Genomic DNA, 16,473 nt, shown 5'->3' with positions numbered 1-16,473 from the left:
ATGGAATCTCCGGACATTTTGATGAATAGCGGTCTACCTGTCGCGACAGCTTTCGTACTGGGTTTACTGACCGCAATAAGCCCCTGCCCTTTAGCAACAAATATAACGGCTATCGGTTTTATCAGCCGGGATATCGGTAACCGGAAACGAATTTTTCGAAACGGGTTACTTTATACCTTGGGGCGGATTATTACCTATACAGTCCTGGGCCTGCTGGTTATCCCCATTTTACGGGAAGGAGCAAGTATGTTCGCCATACAAAAAGGAATCAGTCAGTGGGGGAAATGGATTATTTCACCTTTACTATTGCTTACCGGTGGATTTATGCTATGGGGTCAACGGTTGAATCTTCCGAAATTCGGTTTTTCGGGAGACAATGAAAAACTGCAAAACCTGAAAGGTGGTGTAGGTAGTCTGACATTGGGTATATTATTTGCCTTGGCTTTCTGTCCGACAAGCGGGGTTTTCTACTTCGGTCTGCTGATACCGATGGCAGCGATCTCAACAGGCGGGATGTGGTTTCCTGTTGTTTTTGCTGTAGCCACAGCTTTACCGGTAGCGGTAGTGGCCTGGCTGCTGGCCTACAGTATTGCAGGAATCGGACGTTTCTACAATCGCCTACAGGTGTTCGAACGATGGATGCGAAGGATTGTCGGCTGGTTATTCACCGGCACCGGCCTCTATTATCTGATCAGGTTATTATAAAAATCGGAGGAAGGAATGAAAAGACAACTGATAAAAACAGGAATAACGGTTACTTTACCTATAGTTATCCTTATAGTTCTCCTTGCATTACAGGATACTTTCATCCGGCTAGGTTCCACCCGAATGAGCCGGATGCAAAACGAAACGACGGCAGCAAGCATAGCAGATAGCATACAAATCTTGTACAACTACAAAGACCGACGCGATACAGGACTGCAATATACTTTTCTGGAATTCGGAGCGATGGGTTGTATAAGCTGCCGGAAAATGGAACGTGTCATGGAAGATATCCGAACAACATACGGCAAAAGAGTTAAAGTTCGGTTTATGAATGTGTCGAAGCAAGAAACACAGGAATGGACGAAATATTTCGGGATCGCCGCCATTCCTACACAAATCATATTAGATAATAACGGACATGAAATATTCCGGCACACAGGCTTTATTTCAGCAGAAGATCTGGGAACGGTATTCAAATAATTTTATAATGACAAGAGAGAAGTAAACAATTCGATTATGATACAGAAATTTGCAGATTGGTTGGTCAACGGGATTTTCGGCCTAGAGGCAAAAAGTCATCTGGGAGAAGCCGTGAATTTCTTTTTTTACGATACGGTGAAAATCATCCTATTATTATTCTTAATCAGCGTAGTGATGGGAGTAGTAAATGCTTATTTCCCGATCGGGCGGTTACGTCACTATCTAACTACCCGCCGGTTATATGGGCTGGAGTATGTATTTGCCGCTTTGTTCGGAGCGATAACGCCATTTTGCTCATGCTCATCCATTCCGTTATTCATCGGCTTCGTCAAAGGCGGGATTCCCCTGGGAGTTACGTTAAGCTTCCTGATTACCTCTCCGCTGGTAAATGAGGTAGCGGTAGCCATGTTCCTGGGTACATTCGGAGTGAAAATCACAGTTGTATATGTGGTAAGCGGTATTTTATTGGGAATTATCGGCGGAATCGTTTTGAACCGTTTCAGGTTAGAACGTTACCTAAGCGATTGGGTGAAAAGCATTCAGCAAAATTCGGAAACAGAAAGTGAATCCTGGGAAAATACCGGAACGCCTTTTATGAAACGGTTACCGGTCATTCTGCGTGATGCCTGGGGTATTGTAAGAGGTGTATTGCTATATGTGATCATCGGTATTGGCATCGGAGCAGCCATGCATGGATTCGTCCCCGAAGGATTTTTCGAAACTTATATGTCGAAAGAACACTGGTATGCAGTATCGTTGTCGGTCATTCTGGCAGTTCCCATGTATGCCAACGCTGCAGGGATTGTTCCTGTCATTCAGGTTTTTGTAGCCAAAGGAATCCCGGTAGGAACAGCCATTGCGTTCATGATGGCCGTAGTAGGGCTTTCATTACCCGAAGCGACACTTTTAAAGAAAGTGATGACCTGGCGGCTGATCGGGATATTCTTCGGCACAGTGGCCGCTTTTATTATCCTATCGGGATTTATATTCAATATGATCTTATAGACCGCTATTTCCCTTCAATCCGATCTGATCATTTTTTAGCCAGGTATCCGAAAACCTGCAGCCTGGCTAAAAAATGCAAATTCATCCTCCAGGCTATGACCGACAGAATGCCACGACTTAGAGCATAAACCGAAGAACTCTTTTTTTGTATTGTGTTCCAAGCCATCTCATCTTTAATCTGATGATAACCATGTACTCATATATAACGTATTCCCTATCCATCCTGCCGGACAACTTTCCGACACAAACAATCCGTCAGATGATCGTCGATAAACCCTGAAGCCTGCAAATGGGCATAACAAATCGTAGTTCCGAAGAATTTAAATCCACGCTTTTTCATATCTTTACTCATGGCATCGGATTCGGGTGAAGACACCGGAATTTCACTCAATGACCGAAAAGCATTGATAATCGGCTTCCGGTCAGGAAAAAACGACAGTGTATAATCATAGAAACTACCGAACTCCTTTTGTATGGCAAGGAATAGCCTTGCATTGGTGATTGTCGACTTAATTTTCAAACGATTTTTCACAATACCGTCAAACTGCATTAACCGTTCGACATCTTCATCGGTCATTTGTGCAACCAATCCGGCATCGAAATTGTAAAAAGCTTTACGATATCCTTCACGTTTTCTAAGAATCGTTATCCAACTCAAGCCCGCCTGTGCACTCTCCAACACCAGAAACTCAAACAGCCTCCTATCGTCGGTTACCAATTTTCCCCACTCCTCATCATGGTATTTCACATACAGTTCGTCTGTTTTACACCAACCGCAGCGTCCGTTTATTATATCCTGCATCATCATCATATTTTATTACGGCATAAAGATAATAGATTCACAGCCACGTACCAACGATCGGCAAGCGATTCTATCCTCCCTCTCTCCCCCTTTCTTACACCTTGTTAAATATAAGTAATATATAGCTTATATATAAACAATTTAGCACTAAATTATGGTGGTTGGAATATGATTTTTATACACATACTTTTTGTTATTAATTGGTTATACATAAAATTTCAATTTAATTCATATCTCTAATTGAAATACGTAAATTGGTGAATAATATTTCTATTGGGTATATATAATTAAATTTGCTACAATTTTCCACCAAATAAAAAAAGCAATAGAAGTGAATCTATTGCCAGTATATTTTATCTGTGATGATATTTTATTCTAATTTACGTTTGTATAACTCAACCTTCTCTTTTAATGGCAGTAGTTCTGTTTGAATTGTAGCCCACACCATTTCATCACTGATTTGATAATAATCATGTACCAAAACATGGCGCATTCCAATTATAACTTTCCATTCAACTTCTGGATGCTTTTCTTTAAATTCATTTGTCAGTAAATATGCCGCTTCTCCAATTATCTGTAAATTTTTGATAACGGCAAACGGAGTGTCTTATTTCCCTTGTACCCGTCAAAACTGATACCTTTAGTAACTTCGAACAAGTTATCAATTGCCTCTATTATATGGGACAAGCGGTTGATATCTTTAGGCTTCTCTCTCATAGATCAATATTTTATCCTGTTCAGCCGATTCTTTAGCGAAATCTTTCAACTGTCCTTCTTCCACCAAATCAATTTTCTTGTGCAGAAGAGATTGTAAGGCGTTCACAATACCGATATACTTGAAAAGAGTAACATTAGCATTCTTGTCAAAGCGTACAAGTATATCAATATCACTCTCCCTTGATTCTTCTCCACGAGAATAAGAACCAAACACCCATGCTTTCTCAACTGGTTGTAGCGTGAAGAACTCTCTTAGTTTATTGATAATAGCTTGTTTCATATTTGCTCTTTTTGCAAAAATAGTGAATGTTGATGAGAAAACCATGATGTTACGAGCAACTAATGGTTAAATATTTAAGTCAGTGACTTTTCCTCAGAGTTGGCATATAATACCTAAAATGAAGGAAATCGCTCACTAACTACAATTCTGTTATGAGGAATATCTAAAATGCAATATTCTTTATCTTCAAAGCTGTCTACATAAAAATGAATCAATACATCATTACATACATAAATATTTGATATTCTGGCATATTTACTTTGTCGTATCCTATTCTACAAGTACCTTTGTACATGTAAATGATTGGTCTGATGTTCTTTCCTGAATTAGATACTCTTTTGTTTGTTAGAAAAATTTGTTCCTATGAAATTACATGAGAAAGGAAAAACCTCCAATTCAGAATGGTTTGGTGTAGAACATTATCGAATTTTCCATGAAATGGATTTATTCAGGTATGTAAACATGGAGAGATTACAAATGTTATATCCTGATATTTTTAGAAATCCCAAACCGAAGTCTATCATCCCCTCGCACCCAAGTTGACATACGCACGATGAGTCAACGTAAAATCATATTAACAAAATATGATTATAAACAGACATTTTTAAATAATAATCACCCCTTTTGCATTACAATTTAATATAAGTATCTGTTGCCACGGTTGCAGAAATAGATGTTCCAGCGGGAATTACAGCCTGTTTGCCTTTTAATAATAAAAATAAAGGACAAACAAATATTTTATAGTGCCATTTATAATTGTATATAGAGAGTAGAATTTTGTATTTTTCCACTAAATGGATTTACCGCTTAATATTATTCTTGTAGTAATTTTTCCACTTCATTTTTCAAACGGGGGAGGTGATTGACAACAATACTCCAAAGAATATCAACCGAAAGACTATCATAACCATGTACGATATAATTACGAGCGTCCACGATTTTACGAGCGTTAGTGATGGCTATATCCTTGTTCTCTTTTAATATCCTGTTCATCGCCTCACCGATAATTTCAATGCACCTCTCAATCGCTCTTTGTAAACGTATATCTCGACAAAATTCTTCAAACAATTTTGGTTGTCCCTCGAAAAATGTTTCAATGTCATCAATCGCATTAAGTATATCTTGCAAGTGTTTCTTGGTAAAGTTATCCATATATTAATGCTTTGGTTTGCTCGATAGTTTCTTTCAAATAATGATTACGAATAGCGTGTTCTTCCAGTAAATCAACTTCTCTTCCCAATATATCTTCTAAAGCGTATTTCAAGTCAAAGAAATTACTAAAATAATCTGTTACTTGTGCTTTGTCGAAATTAACTATGAAATCAACATCGCTTTCTTTATTAAAACGATTCGTGAGGATAGAACCAAATACGAATAATTTACTAACCTTGTACTTCTTGCACAAGGCAATGATTTTATCCATATTTAATTCAATCAGATTCATGTAGTCATTCTCTTTTTGCAAATATAGTGATTGTTGAAGACAAAACAAAAACGCTAGAAATAACAGATTATTAAGTGTTGGTTATTTTTGATATATTGTCAAGTGTTTGATAGTAAATAGAAGTAAAAATATGAAATTCAAGCCAGCAACTTTATAAATAATATAAAATACTGGCTTTTCTTTTTTATATTACTATTTCTTACTTTCAGCTTCCCAGATTGTATTTAAAACCTGTTGAAAGTTGGCAAGTGGTATATGCTCTATTGATAAAGATTGTTCCGCACGAGTATCCTTTACATGATAACAGGGGCTATTTTGCTGGTAAGGGTTAAACGTGTCACCATTGAAATTTATTTCCGTTAGTTCATACTTATCGAATCGTATCGAGTTCACAGGGTCGAGTTTGTCGTTAAAGAATCCCAACGTGACCGATCTGGTGTTCATGTAAGTAAAGTTCTGCCATTTATACATTCCAACTAGACAATGGATTTTTTATATGAAGTTACAGGTAAACCTAACCTTTGAGCAACTTCAAGTATATCTATTCCTTTTATTTTTTTTAAACAAAATGCATACTAATCTCTATTATGCCATAGATGAATCTTTATTATTACATACATATCGTTAGAAATATAAAGGTAATAAATATTTATAACTGCGATATTTTTCCCCTTTTCTTTATATAAATAGTATTCTAATAACTAATATTGACATAAAATAGATTCTAAATCATACAAGTTTGTTTATTGAGATTTTTTACACAGATCTAGTAGTTAGGAAACCTATAGCCAGAAGATACATTGTTATATACCATTCTGGCTAAAATTCACCTTACTAAATTTATCAACTTTAGATGCAACTAAAGTAAATTACTCATAATTTCATCCATTTGCTTATCATCAAACTTACTAAGATATATTTCTGTTGTCTTTATATCTTGGTGTCCTAATGCTTGGGAGATTAGAGCTATATTAACACCTGTATTCTTCAAAATGCTAGCAAATATACCCAAACTTACATACTTTGGTTTTCTATCTTTTGTAACCCGAAGCATTAAAGGGGATTTTCCATTAGAAAGCACCTTAGATTTGTAACAAACCACTGATACAGAAGCATTCATACTAAATTTCTGGTTGACGTTCTGGTTGACGAAAACCACCCATTTCACCCAAAAATCACGACAATAAAAAAACAGCTACTTTCGTAACTGTCTCATTTTCTGTCGGGGTGACAGGATTCGAACCTGCGACCCTCTGCTCCCAAAGCAGATGCGCTACCGGACTGCGCTACGCCCCGTTTTGAATTCGGATGCAAAGGTAATCATTGAAATTGAAAAAACAACGGTTTAGGGAGATTTATTTACAAGGATAGAGGGGGGATCAGAAAAGATGTAACTATTTTTTCACGGTTTCGTCACCGGATCGTCACAAACTTTGGTTTTATTTGCTATAACCAAATATATAATCCAATCTGTAGTCTTTTCTTAAAAGAAAGAGCTGCTCCGACTCAGAACAGCTCTTCTTATTTTATAGACCTAAGGACTTATTGGGGGTATCACCCAATTCAAATACCAATTCGCCACCGGAGATGATTTCGTCATGGGAAATCCACAATCGGTCGAGCGGTTTGCCATTCAGCCAGATCTTTTGGATATAGACATTTTCGGGGGGAATTGTTCAGGGCCTTTACCATAAACTTCTTGCCGGGATAAAATTTCGGATCGAGTTTCAGCACAGCTTCATTGAAGACAGGCCTGGTCGGTTCGTATAGGGTTTTGAAGAATAGTTAAACAAAAAAGGCACATGATGATCGGGTTCGTTGGGATGATTATAGTAATCACTCCACAGAAAATCCTTCGTCGTACGGTCGAAGAAAAGTTCCAATTCCTGAATAAAGAAAACCTCTCCCCTCAATGCCTTCATACCCTCGATATCGTGAGGCACAAACCAACCTTGCTGAAACGGATTACTCTCGACACAACCTTGTCCCTACCGTTTTTCCCTGCCAGTTCAGTCATCGATCTTTATTCTGACGGGCCTGAAATCAGCGCACTTCGGACTTCCAGACATTCCGGTAAGCCTGACTTTTCCGATATAGGCCCGGGCTTTATCCTGGTCTCCCAGACTCTCCCATAACTTACCCGTACTCCAATCTAAATAAGCCTATTCCAGGGGGTCGGATAAATTCCCGGATACGAATCCCTGTTCCCCGTTTCCGAATTTTTTCATCGAATTCTCGCAATACTCCGCTACTTTCCGGGCATAGAAACCACGGATTCCTTTCCATCAGGAGTACAACGCATCCATCCCTGTATCGTATGGTCATTAACCTTTTCTACACGTTGTTCGGAGTTCCTTAATCCGGATAAGCTGAAAACCACAAAGCAGTTATCTTTCGAATAACTGCTTTGTGGTTAAAGGGTGGAAGATCGGGCTCGAACCGACGACCTTCGGAACCACAATCCGACGCTCTAACCGACTGAGCTACATCCACCATTTTGCTTTTGCGCTTGCAAAGATAAGGAGAATCTGTTATTCTGCAAACAAAATACCAAAAAAAATGTCTAAAATTCAGTTTTAGTCGTTCCATCCAAAACAATAAACTTGCATTCAAGTATTTACCGAGGAGGGATTTCTATATTTCCAGCTTCAATCTCACGGGCGGCATACTCCAACTGCTCGTACCATTCTTCACCATACCGAGCGATCAAAGCCTGTTTTAAAAAACGATACAACGGCATACCTGCTTGCTCACCTTTTAGCCGGGCACATCCGCAAATATCCCAACGGTTGTAATTCAGCGCTTCAAATCCTTCGTATTTTGTCACCCGGATCGGATATAAATGACAAGAAATCGGTTTACGAAAATCACACTTCCCTTCAGACCAGGCTTTTTCGATCGCACACCAACAACTTCCTTTTTCTTCTATGGCATAAGCACATTCTCCCCCTTGAATCAATGGGGTCACCAAATCCCCATCCTGATCGATCACCGAGAAACCTTGTTCCTTAACAGCTGCAATCCCTTCGGGTTTCATATAAGCCCGGATATTTTCATAGTTCGTCTCGATCCGCACCGGCTCATCCTCTTCCAAAGGGGCCCCCGAATCTCCTTCGACACAACAAATTCCCCTGCACTGCGCTAAATCACAACAAAACTTTTTTACAAAAATATCGAAACTTACGATTGTATCCTCTATCTGTATCATAGTCGAAAACCGACAACTATATGGTTTTGTTTATCATATTCATAAAGTCTGCAAAGTTTACAAACTTGACAGACTTTATAAATCATTTATTCCTGTTATTTTATCAAGCTTTTTCCGGTCATTTCTGCAGGCTGGGCAATTCCCATAATCTGCAGGATGGTTGGAGCGACATCAGCCAAAACACCGTTATTCAAAGCCTTTCCCTTTTCGTCGGTCACCCAAATGCAAGGCACCGGATTCAGCGAATGAGCCGTATTCGGAGTACCGTCGGGATTGACAGCATTGTCGGCATTTCCGTGATCGGCAATAATCAATACATCGTAACCATTGGCCTGAGCGGCAGTCACAACCTTTTCGACGCAACGGTCGACCGTTGCTACTGCCTTTTGGATCGCTGCATACACACCGGTATGTCCCACCATATCTCCGTTAGCGAAATTCAGGCAGACAAAATCAGCTGATTTAGCATTCAATTGTTCTACTAATTTTTCCGCCACTTCAGGAGCCGACATCTCGGGTTGTAAATCATAGGTAGCCACTTTCGGCGAAGGCACCAAAATCCGGCTTTCACCTTCAAACTGCGCTTCACGTCCTCCGTTAAAGAAGAAGGTCACATGAGCATATTTCTCTGTCTCGGCAATCCGCAACTGTTTCAAACCGGCCTTACTGATCACCTCTCCCAAGGTATTCTCTACATTCTCTTTATTAAACAGAATATGCAGACCTTCAAAAGTAGCGTCGTAAGGAGTCATACAACAATAATACAAAGGCATTTTCTTCATCTGCTGTTCGGGGATATCCCGTTGGGTCAAAGCAATAGTCAATTCTTTGGCGCGGTCGTTACGGTAGTTGAAGAAAATCACCATATCACCCGGTTCGATCACACCCACAGGCCGACGGTCGCTTCCGACATGTACGATCGGTTTGATAAATTCGTCGGTAATCCCTTCGTCATAAGACTGTTGGATACTTACCTCCACATGCTGCGTAGGAGTACCGATTCCATTCACAATCAAATCATAGGCTTCCTTTACACGCTCCCAACGATTATCCCGATCCATAGCATAATAACGACCGATGACAGAAGCGATCCGTCCGGTCGATTTGTCCATATGAGCCTTCAATTCTCTTATGAATCCCAGTCCGCTTTTCGGATCGGTATCCCGGCCATCCATAAAACAGTGAACAAAAGTTTTGGCTATTCCAAATTCTTTAGATACATCACATAGTTTCTTCAGATGCTCCAAAGAGCTATGTACTCCACCATCCGATACCAAGCCCATAAAATGTACTTGTTTTTTATTGTCACGGGCATAAGTAAAAGCCTTCACAATCTCGGGATTCTGCATAATCGAATTATCCCGGCACGCTTTGTTGATCCGTACCAAATCCTGATTCACCACCCGTCCGGCACCGATATTCAAATGGCCGACTTCAGAATTACCCATCTGGCCATCCGGCAAACCGACATTTTCTCCACAAGTCAGTAATTGAGCATGCGGATATTTTTCCGACAATGAATTCATAAAAGGAGTCGGGGTATTAAAAATAGCATCCGTCTTATCATGCTTCCCGATTCCCCAACCGTCTAAAATCATCAATAATACTTTATTCATATCTGTTTTTATTTATTGTTATTGCTTAAAATCACTACAATCATTTGTTTACAAAGTTAATTTATTATCCCGACTTTCTCCCGAAAGTACCGATTTTTAGCGGAATAATTTTTACGGAAACGTTTTTATCGTCACTCTGGCAATTCAAATTTTTTCAAACGGTTTATACTCAAAAACGCCCTAATCTTTGTAAGGTACTATCCCAAACAAATATTTATAAAAATTTTAGTACTATGTATTGCATAATACTATATTAATCCATATATTTGTTCCGTAAAACCAAAGAAGAGGCGCTTATGAACATAGAAAACACACAGGCTCAAATGCGGAAGGGGATACTCGAGTACTGCATTTTACTGATCATCGCCCGAAACGACGCCTACGTCCAGGACATTATCAATAAGCTGAGAGCTTCGAAAATGCTGGTGGTAGAAGGTACCGTTTATCCTCTGCTCACCCGATTAAAGAACACCGGATTGCTGGCCTATCGCTGGGAAGAATCGACACAGGGCCCTCCCCGGAAATATTACAACATCACCGAACAAGGACGTCAATTCCTGCAAGCCCTGGAAACTTCGTGGGAAGAACTGACGACAGCTATCGAAATCCTAAAAGCACCACATACACCTCAATAACAAACATCATGAAAAAAACATACAACATCAATCTCAACGGTCAGGTATTTTGTATCGACGACGATGCTTGTCTGAAACTCCAATCTTACATAGACACCCTGGAAAGTCATTATCTGAAAGAAGAAGACGGCCGGGAAATCATGGCCGATATCGAAAGCCGGATCGCCGAATTACTGAAAGAAGCGCTCGGTAAAGGATACAAACAAGTGGTTACCATGGAAGATATCGACCAAATCATTCGGATCATGGGTAGTCCTGATGTAATCATCGACGAAGATACGGACAAGAGCACAGAACCGATAAAACGGAAACTATACCGGGATACCGACGAATCTGTTCTGGGGGGCGTAGCTTCAGGAATAGCAGCTTATTTCGATATTTCGGTGGTATGGATAAGAATTGCTTTTGTCTTGTTAGCGTTTTTCTACGGAGTAACGATCCTAGTTTATATTATCCTTTGGATCGCCACACCTGCAGCTGTGACCGCCAGGCAAAAAATGGAAATGAAAGGAGAAAAAATCAATGTTTCCAATATCGAGAAAAATATCCGGGATACCTATGATGATCTAAAAAAAAACTCCGGTATCCAAAAATTCTTCACCGGAATAGAAAACGGTGCTAAAACCTGTTTTCAGAAACTGAACACTATTTTAAGGAAATGCCTTAAGATCGTGTTCAGTGTGTTGTCTGTCGTGGGATTGCTGGCAGGAACCTTTCTGTTTATCCTGGTTTTCTGGTGTCTGCTGTATCCCGAAAGCGTTACAAATTTCAGCATTTATCATATTCTATGCAGCTCCATATCGTCAGAGCTATTACTGACTTTGAAAATCATCCTTTTACTCACCCTGAATATCCCTTTATTACTGATCATCTATATCTCGGCCCGTTATCTATTCCAGTTCAACTGGAATAAGATTTTCCTTCTAACGGCAATCGGTTGCTGGTTTCTTGCCGGATTCGCAGGTATCATCATCACGATACAGCAAAGTCTGAGCTATAGTGATGTCACAGAAGAAACGGAGGGACATCCTTTTATCACTACCGACACGACCTCGCATAAATACCTGCTGAAGATCGATGATCTGCCTCAGGTCAGCGAGAATAGTAACATCATCCATACGAACAGATATTTTGCAAATATACTGGCATTCGACAGTATTCCTCCCAAAGAAATCTATCTCAAAACTTTTATCCGTGCGACTCCAAGTACTTTTTCCCGGCCTTCCCTGACGATTCAGAAAAAAATCAGAGGTATCCGTACCCCGGATCATTTCAGGCCATTGAATACCATCCGATACCATTGGGAACAAAATGGAAACGAACTGACCCTGGACAATTATTTCAAAATACAACCCCCTCATTGGAAAGGGCAGGAAGTAGAGGTCACTATCCGGATTCCTGAAGGAGATACCCTGGTCATCCAGGGAAGTAATAAAATAAGAAATAATATCATTCATTCCTGTATTCCTTTCCAGGGATATAAGAAAAACTATACCACTGTCATGAAAAACGGACTGTTGGAGATAGTGAAATGAAATAATTTTCTCACTGATTTTAACCGATGAATGGGGGGAACCAAAAGTCCGGAAACCGACTTTCGGCCCCTCATTTATAATAAACGAAATTTCGTCTTGTTTGTCCAGGTTAGCTTCAATAAATCGGCACCTTCCCAAATTCCCACTCCCTGATACTCTTTTCCTCCCCGACGATAGATCTCGTCCAACCAGGGTAAAAGCAAATCTCCTTCTTCGAGTCTTCCCTGATAAGCCGCCACATAAGCCGCCACAATCAATCCACCATAAAACTCCAACCCTTGTATTTCACGAATTCGTCCTCCTGTATCGACCACATCTTTCACCCGTCCTTGTTCAAGAATCACATATCCATTCTTCACCAATGGAAATCCCGGCAAACAGATATAATTAGCAGCAATCTTTCTCATCAAACGGTATTTATCGTCTTCGCAAACTTTGTTTCAGCCTTTTCTCCGTTTCCCGGGAAACATAAGGCCGATAAAGATAAGTACCCCAGGCTTCCCCTCCCATTTCGTCCAATTTTACCAATTTTTCCTTTTTAGCAGGAGGAGTTTTTTTACCTTTCACCGGTTTGATATATTTTGCCGGAGGCATCGTATCCAGGAAAGTAATCACCAGCCGGTTATACACCGAATCGGCATATTGCGACCAATTGTAACTACGTTTTAACGTATCGAAATCGACCACCAGATCTCTCACCCGTAAAGTATCGTTACCGTCGGCAGAAAGAAAATACGAGCGAATCCGCCGGTTTTGGGTATTCTGGAGAGAATCGAAATGAATCGTCGTTCCGAATTTATATAATCCCGGAACAATACTATCGACGGTTATCGTGAAAACACTATCCAATTTTAAGGTATCCACCAACGGGAAATAGTTGACAGAATCTTTCGACTTCAACTCATTGAGCACCTTTTCAATAGCTGTCAGTTGCCGGTGTATACTATCGATAACCACGTCATACATCTTCGAAAACAGGACCGTCTGAGCCGAATAATAATATAAACAAGAGTCGAATTCCGCTTTGTCGATATGGTATTTCCGGAATACATCGTTGTAATATTCATAATTTTTCAGTTCATTGTATCCCTGCCCTATTCCCCGGTACACCGACAAGGTTCCGTCGACTTTATGCAAATCGATCAGCAGGTTTGTGAACTGCTCTTTATTCAAAGGTACCTTTTTAGATTCACAACCTCCAATGATTCCCCCCACACACGCCATGATGATTAGTATTCCTTTCCGGATAAATGATATCATAAATCTTTTTTTATAAGCTTAAACAACTGAGAAGAAAAAATAAATTCATTCAGATACGGATTATCCGTATGTGCAATTTGCTCTTTCGAACCTTCCCATTCCTTGCGTCCTTCGTGAATAAACACGATTTTTTCCCCGATTTCGAAAACAGAATTCATATCGTGTGTATTGACGACCGTCGTCATATTATATTCATGGGTAAGCTCGCTGATCAAATTATCGATAACGATAGAAGTCAAAGGGTCCAAACCCGAGTTAGGTTCGTCACAGAACAAAAATTTCGGCTGCAGAACAATAGCCCGGGCGATAGCCACCCGTTTTTTCATACCTCCACTGATCTCCGAGGGATACAGATCTTCGGCTTTATTCAGTTCCACCCGATGCAGGCAAAAGAGTGCCCGTTCTCTTTTCTCCTCGTAGGAAAGATCGGAAAACAGGTTGAGGGGAAACATCACATTTTCCAATACCGTTTGTGAATCGAACAAAGCCCCTCCCTGAAACACCACTCCGATTTCTTCCCGCAAAGATTTGAGTTGTTTGGAATTCATCGTCGTCAAATCGCGGTCACCGTAATAAATATGACCGGTCGTAACCGAATGCAAGCCGATCAGGGATTTCAGCAAGACCGTTTTACCGGACCCACTTTTCCCGATGATCAGATTCACTTTACCGGCTTCGAAAGTGATATCGATGTCCGATAATACCTTCTTATTATCGAAAGATTTACCCAAAGCTTCAACACGTATCATTACAGCATAATTTGAGTTAATACCAGGTTAGCGGTCAATATAGCGATACTACTATCGACCACAGCTTTCGTCCCGGCTTTACCGACTTCCCGGGCTCCCCCCTGGACGTAATATCCATAAAAAGCAGGGATTGAGGTAAATATAAAAGCAAAGAACAAGGTCTTTACGATCGAATAGGTCACATAGTAAGGATTGAAGGAAAAATGAAGGCCATAAACAAAATCTTCAAAATTGACAACTCCACTGATCAATCCGGAAATGATTCCCCCTAAAATACCGATAAAAACACTGAAGATATAAAGGATCGGATTAATCACCAGAGAAGCCAAGATCTTCGGTCCCACCAAATAAGAAACCGAATTGACTCCCATGGTTTCCAAAGCTTCTATCTGCTCGGTAATCCTCATACTCCCGATCTCGGAAGCGATATTACTACCGATTTTACCGGCTAAAATCAAGCTGACGATCGTCGATGAAAATTCCAGCAACATCGTTTCCCGGGTCAGGTAACCGATCAAATACCGGGGCAATAATGGACTCTGCATATTATAAGCAGTCTGCAAAGTCAGCACCGCTCCGATAAAAAAAGAAATAATCACTACTAAGACAATTGAATTCAAGCCTAACTTTTCAAATTCAACTATTACTTCTTTAGTATAGACACTTCTTTTTTCCGGACGGGAAAAGGCTTTTCTAATAAAAATAAGATAGCTACCCAGCTTATATAAAAACTTCATATTCCTGTCGGTTAAGAAAAACAAGGTAAAAATATAAATTATTCATGGATTTACGCGTTCCTACTCTCATAAAGTTCCTAAATCGGCTCAAATCCGGTACTGCGGCAGGGAATAAAAGCTATCTCAAAGGGGAATCGGCGGAATAATTTCAGGATTCTGAAAAAAGTAGTATATTTGGTATATTATTTGAAAGCTATTTTAAAAAGAGGAACTTTAAATATACAACTACGAATGAATCCAAATTCCTACTGCTTAATTATGGCCGGGGGTATCGGAAACCGTTTCTGGCCGGTAAGTAACCGCCGTTGTCCCAAACAATTTTCTGATATCCTGCACTGTGGAAAGAGCTTTATCCGTCAAACTTACGAACGTATTTCCCAGATTTTCCCCAATCATCGTATTTTTATCATCACCGGAGAAGAATATGAAGATATCATCAAAAGACAACTCCCGGAAATACCGGATTCCAATATATTGAAGGAACCTTATGTCAGAAACACCGCCCCTTGTATCGCTTATGCCGCTTATAAAATCAAAGGTCTGAATCCGGATGCGTATATCGTCACTATCCCTTCCGACCATTTTATCAGCAACGATCAGGCTTATTTGAACGACATCCAGGAGGGGTTATCTTTTATCGAGAAACAAAAGGGACTGCTCACGATCGGCATCACTCCTACACGTGCCGAGACAGAATACGGATACATTCAGGTGAAATCGAAAGACAATACACAAAAAATATCACAGGTCAAGACTTTCACCGAAAAGCCCAACCAAGAACTGGCCAATATGTTTTTCGATTCCGATGAGTTTTTGTGGAATGCAGGTATTTTTATCTGGAGTGTTCAGGATATCATCCAGGAATTCAAGACCCATATGTTCGATCTGCACGCCCTTTTCAATACGGAATGTAAACTGAATACCCCGGCCGAACCTGCTTTCATCAAGAGTGTATACGGGCAATGCCACAATGTATCGATCGATGTCGGTATTATGGAAAAATCACAACATGTTTATGTATTAAAAGGGAATTTCGGCTGGTCGGACGTCGGTACCTGGCATGCTTTTCACGCCCTTTGTGATAAAGACGACCACAACAATGTCACCAATTCGGATAAAGTGGTGCTTAACGATTCGAACGACTGTATTGTGAACGTTCCTCCCCGAAAAAATGTCGTCGTTCAGGGCGTCGATAACCTGATCATTGCTGAAAAAGACAACTACCTGATGATTTGTCACCGCAAAGACGAAGATAAAATCAAACGCTTCGAAAAGTTTTTCCGCCATAAAAAATGAGGGT

General features: G+C 40.2%; 20 protein-coding genes and 2 tRNA genes. 6 read left to right on the top strand and 16 right to left on the bottom strand.

The window, feature by feature from the left end; genetic code table 11:
* Genes ODOSP_RS16920 through ODOSP_RS16910 form a run of 3 tightly spaced genes read left to right on the top strand, consistent with a single transcriptional unit; the run spans nt 1 to nt 2,190 of the window.
* Complete coding sequence (locus ODOSP_RS16920; RefSeq protein WP_013613508.1) at nt 1-705, top strand: aromatic aminobenezylarsenical efflux permease ArsG family transporter; 705 nt, start codon at nt 1-3, stop codon at nt 703-705.
* Nucleotides 706-720: 15 nt separating this feature from the next.
* The gene (locus ODOSP_RS19015) at nt 721-1,185 is read left to right on the top strand and encodes a thioredoxin family protein (protein WP_013613507.1); all 465 of its coding nucleotides are present in this window, start codon (nt 721-723) and stop codon (nt 1,183-1,185) included.
* Nucleotides 1,186-1,221: 36 nt separating this feature from the next.
* Entirely contained in the window at nt 1,222-2,190 is a 969-nt protein-coding gene (locus ODOSP_RS16910) for a permease (RefSeq protein ID WP_013613506.1), read from the top strand.
* Between the two features lie 214 nt (nt 2,191-2,404).
* Here ODOSP_RS16910 and ODOSP_RS16905 read toward each other — a convergent pair whose 3' ends face one another.
* From ODOSP_RS16905 to gpmI, 12 genes are all read right to left on the bottom strand, one after another.
* Nucleotides 2,405-2,992 (bottom strand): DNA-3-methyladenine glycosylase I, encoded by a 588-nt coding sequence (locus tag ODOSP_RS16905; protein ID WP_013613504.1) that lies wholly within the window; start codon nt 2,990-2,992, stop codon nt 2,405-2,407.
* 370 nt (nt 2,993-3,362) lie between these two features.
* Nucleotides 3,363-3,542 (bottom strand): HepT-like ribonuclease domain-containing protein, encoded by a 180-nt coding sequence (locus tag ODOSP_RS20315; RefSeq protein ID WP_229041888.1) that lies wholly within the window; start codon nt 3,540-3,542, stop codon nt 3,363-3,365.
* A gap of 150 nt (nt 3,543-3,692) precedes the next feature.
* The gene (locus ODOSP_RS16895; protein WP_013613503.1) at nt 3,693-3,989 is read right to left on the bottom strand and encodes a nucleotidyltransferase family protein; all 297 of its coding nucleotides are present in this window, start codon (nt 3,987-3,989) and stop codon (nt 3,693-3,695) included.
* A gap of 813 nt (nt 3,990-4,802) precedes the next feature.
* Nucleotides 4,803-5,141 carry a HepT-like ribonuclease domain-containing protein gene (locus tag ODOSP_RS16890; RefSeq protein ID WP_013613502.1) on the bottom strand — a complete coding sequence of 113 codons (339 nt, stop codon included), beginning with the start codon at nt 5,139-5,141 and terminating at the stop codon, nt 4,803-4,805.
* Nucleotides 5,134-5,433, bottom strand: a complete 300-nt coding sequence (locus ODOSP_RS16885) for a nucleotidyltransferase family protein (protein WP_013613501.1) — start codon at nt 5,431-5,433, stop codon at nt 5,134-5,136. The genes ODOSP_RS16890 and ODOSP_RS16885 overlap by 8 nt, the downstream gene beginning before the upstream one ends.
* Nucleotides 5,434-6,292: 859 nt before the next feature.
* Nucleotides 6,293-6,553 (bottom strand): Arm DNA-binding domain-containing protein, encoded by a 261-nt coding sequence (locus ODOSP_RS20435; protein WP_071823586.1) that lies wholly within the window; start codon nt 6,551-6,553, stop codon nt 6,293-6,295.
* 102 nt (nt 6,554-6,655) lie between these two features.
* Nucleotides 6,656-6,729 (bottom strand) — tRNA-Pro (locus ODOSP_RS16870).
* 230 nt (nt 6,730-6,959) lie between these two features.
* Complete coding sequence (locus ODOSP_RS20555; protein WP_353955696.1) at nt 6,960-7,085, bottom strand: glycoside hydrolase domain-containing protein; 126 nt, start codon at nt 7,083-7,085, stop codon at nt 6,960-6,962.
* 75 nt (nt 7,086-7,160) lie between these two features.
* The gene (locus ODOSP_RS20550; protein ID WP_353844338.1) at nt 7,161-7,355 is read right to left on the bottom strand and encodes a glycoside hydrolase domain-containing protein; all 195 of its coding nucleotides are present in this window, start codon (nt 7,353-7,355) and stop codon (nt 7,161-7,163) included.
* Nucleotides 7,356-7,851: 496 nt separating this feature from the next.
* Nucleotides 7,852-7,927 (bottom strand) — tRNA-His (locus tag ODOSP_RS16860).
* Nucleotides 7,928-8,050: 123 nt separating this feature from the next.
* Nucleotides 8,051-8,641 carry a DUF3109 family protein gene (locus ODOSP_RS16855; RefSeq protein WP_013613500.1) on the bottom strand — a complete coding sequence of 197 codons (591 nt, stop codon included), beginning with the start codon at nt 8,639-8,641 and terminating at the stop codon, nt 8,051-8,053.
* 95 nt (nt 8,642-8,736) lie between these two features.
* A complete protein-coding gene (gene gpmI, locus ODOSP_RS16850; RefSeq protein WP_013613499.1) occupies nt 8,737-10,257 on the bottom strand; it encodes a 2,3-bisphosphoglycerate-independent phosphoglycerate mutase in 1,521 nt (506 codons plus the stop codon).
* Between the two features lie 296 nt (nt 10,258-10,553).
* Here gpmI and ODOSP_RS16845 point away from each other — a divergent pair, with 296 nt between their 5' ends.
* On the top strand, nt 10,554-10,892 hold the full coding sequence (locus tag ODOSP_RS16845) for a PadR family transcriptional regulator (RefSeq protein WP_041557024.1): 339 nt from the start codon (nt 10,554-10,556) through the stop codon (nt 10,890-10,892).
* Nucleotides 10,893-10,900: 8 nt separating this feature from the next.
* Nucleotides 10,901-12,427, top strand: coding sequence for a PspC domain-containing protein (locus ODOSP_RS19010; RefSeq protein ID WP_013613497.1), 1,527 nt, complete (start codon nt 10,901-10,903; stop codon nt 12,425-12,427).
* Between the two features lie 74 nt (nt 12,428-12,501).
* Here ODOSP_RS19010 and ODOSP_RS16835 read toward each other — a convergent pair whose 3' ends face one another.
* The 4 genes from ODOSP_RS16835 to ODOSP_RS16820 are packed head-to-tail and all read right to left on the bottom strand — an operon-like array spanning nt 12,502 to nt 15,173.
* Nucleotides 12,502-12,834, bottom strand: coding sequence for a hypothetical protein (locus tag ODOSP_RS16835; RefSeq protein ID WP_013613496.1), 333 nt, complete (start codon nt 12,832-12,834; stop codon nt 12,502-12,504).
* A 10-nt stretch (nt 12,835-12,844) separates the two neighbouring features.
* Nucleotides 12,845-13,687, bottom strand: a complete 843-nt coding sequence (locus ODOSP_RS16830) for a DUF4296 domain-containing protein (RefSeq protein ID WP_013613495.1) — start codon at nt 13,685-13,687, stop codon at nt 12,845-12,847.
* The gene (locus tag ODOSP_RS16825; RefSeq protein ID WP_013613494.1) at nt 13,684-14,436 is read right to left on the bottom strand and encodes an ABC transporter ATP-binding protein; all 753 of its coding nucleotides are present in this window, start codon (nt 14,434-14,436) and stop codon (nt 13,684-13,686) included. The genes ODOSP_RS16830 and ODOSP_RS16825 overlap by 4 nt, the downstream gene beginning before the upstream one ends.
* Nucleotides 14,436-15,173, bottom strand: a complete 738-nt coding sequence (locus ODOSP_RS16820; RefSeq protein WP_013613493.1) for an MlaE family ABC transporter permease — start codon at nt 15,171-15,173, stop codon at nt 14,436-14,438. The genes ODOSP_RS16825 and ODOSP_RS16820 overlap by 1 nt, the downstream gene beginning before the upstream one ends.
* Nucleotides 15,174-15,431: 258 nt before the next feature.
* Here ODOSP_RS16820 and ODOSP_RS16815 point away from each other — a divergent pair, with 258 nt between their 5' ends.
* The gene (locus ODOSP_RS16815) at nt 15,432-16,469 is read left to right on the top strand and encodes a mannose-1-phosphate guanylyltransferase (protein ID WP_022160637.1); all 1,038 of its coding nucleotides are present in this window, start codon (nt 15,432-15,434) and stop codon (nt 16,467-16,469) included.
* Nucleotides 16,470-16,473 lie beyond the last annotated feature (4 nt).

It is taken from the genome of Odoribacter splanchnicus DSM 20712 (assembly GCF_000190535.1).
In the GTDB taxonomy this organism is placed as follows: Bacteria; Bacteroidota; Bacteroidia; order Bacteroidales; family Marinifilaceae; genus Odoribacter; species Odoribacter splanchnicus.
The sequence above is the reverse complement of the archived record's forward strand: the minus strand, read 5'-3'. Positions and strand labels throughout refer to the sequence as shown.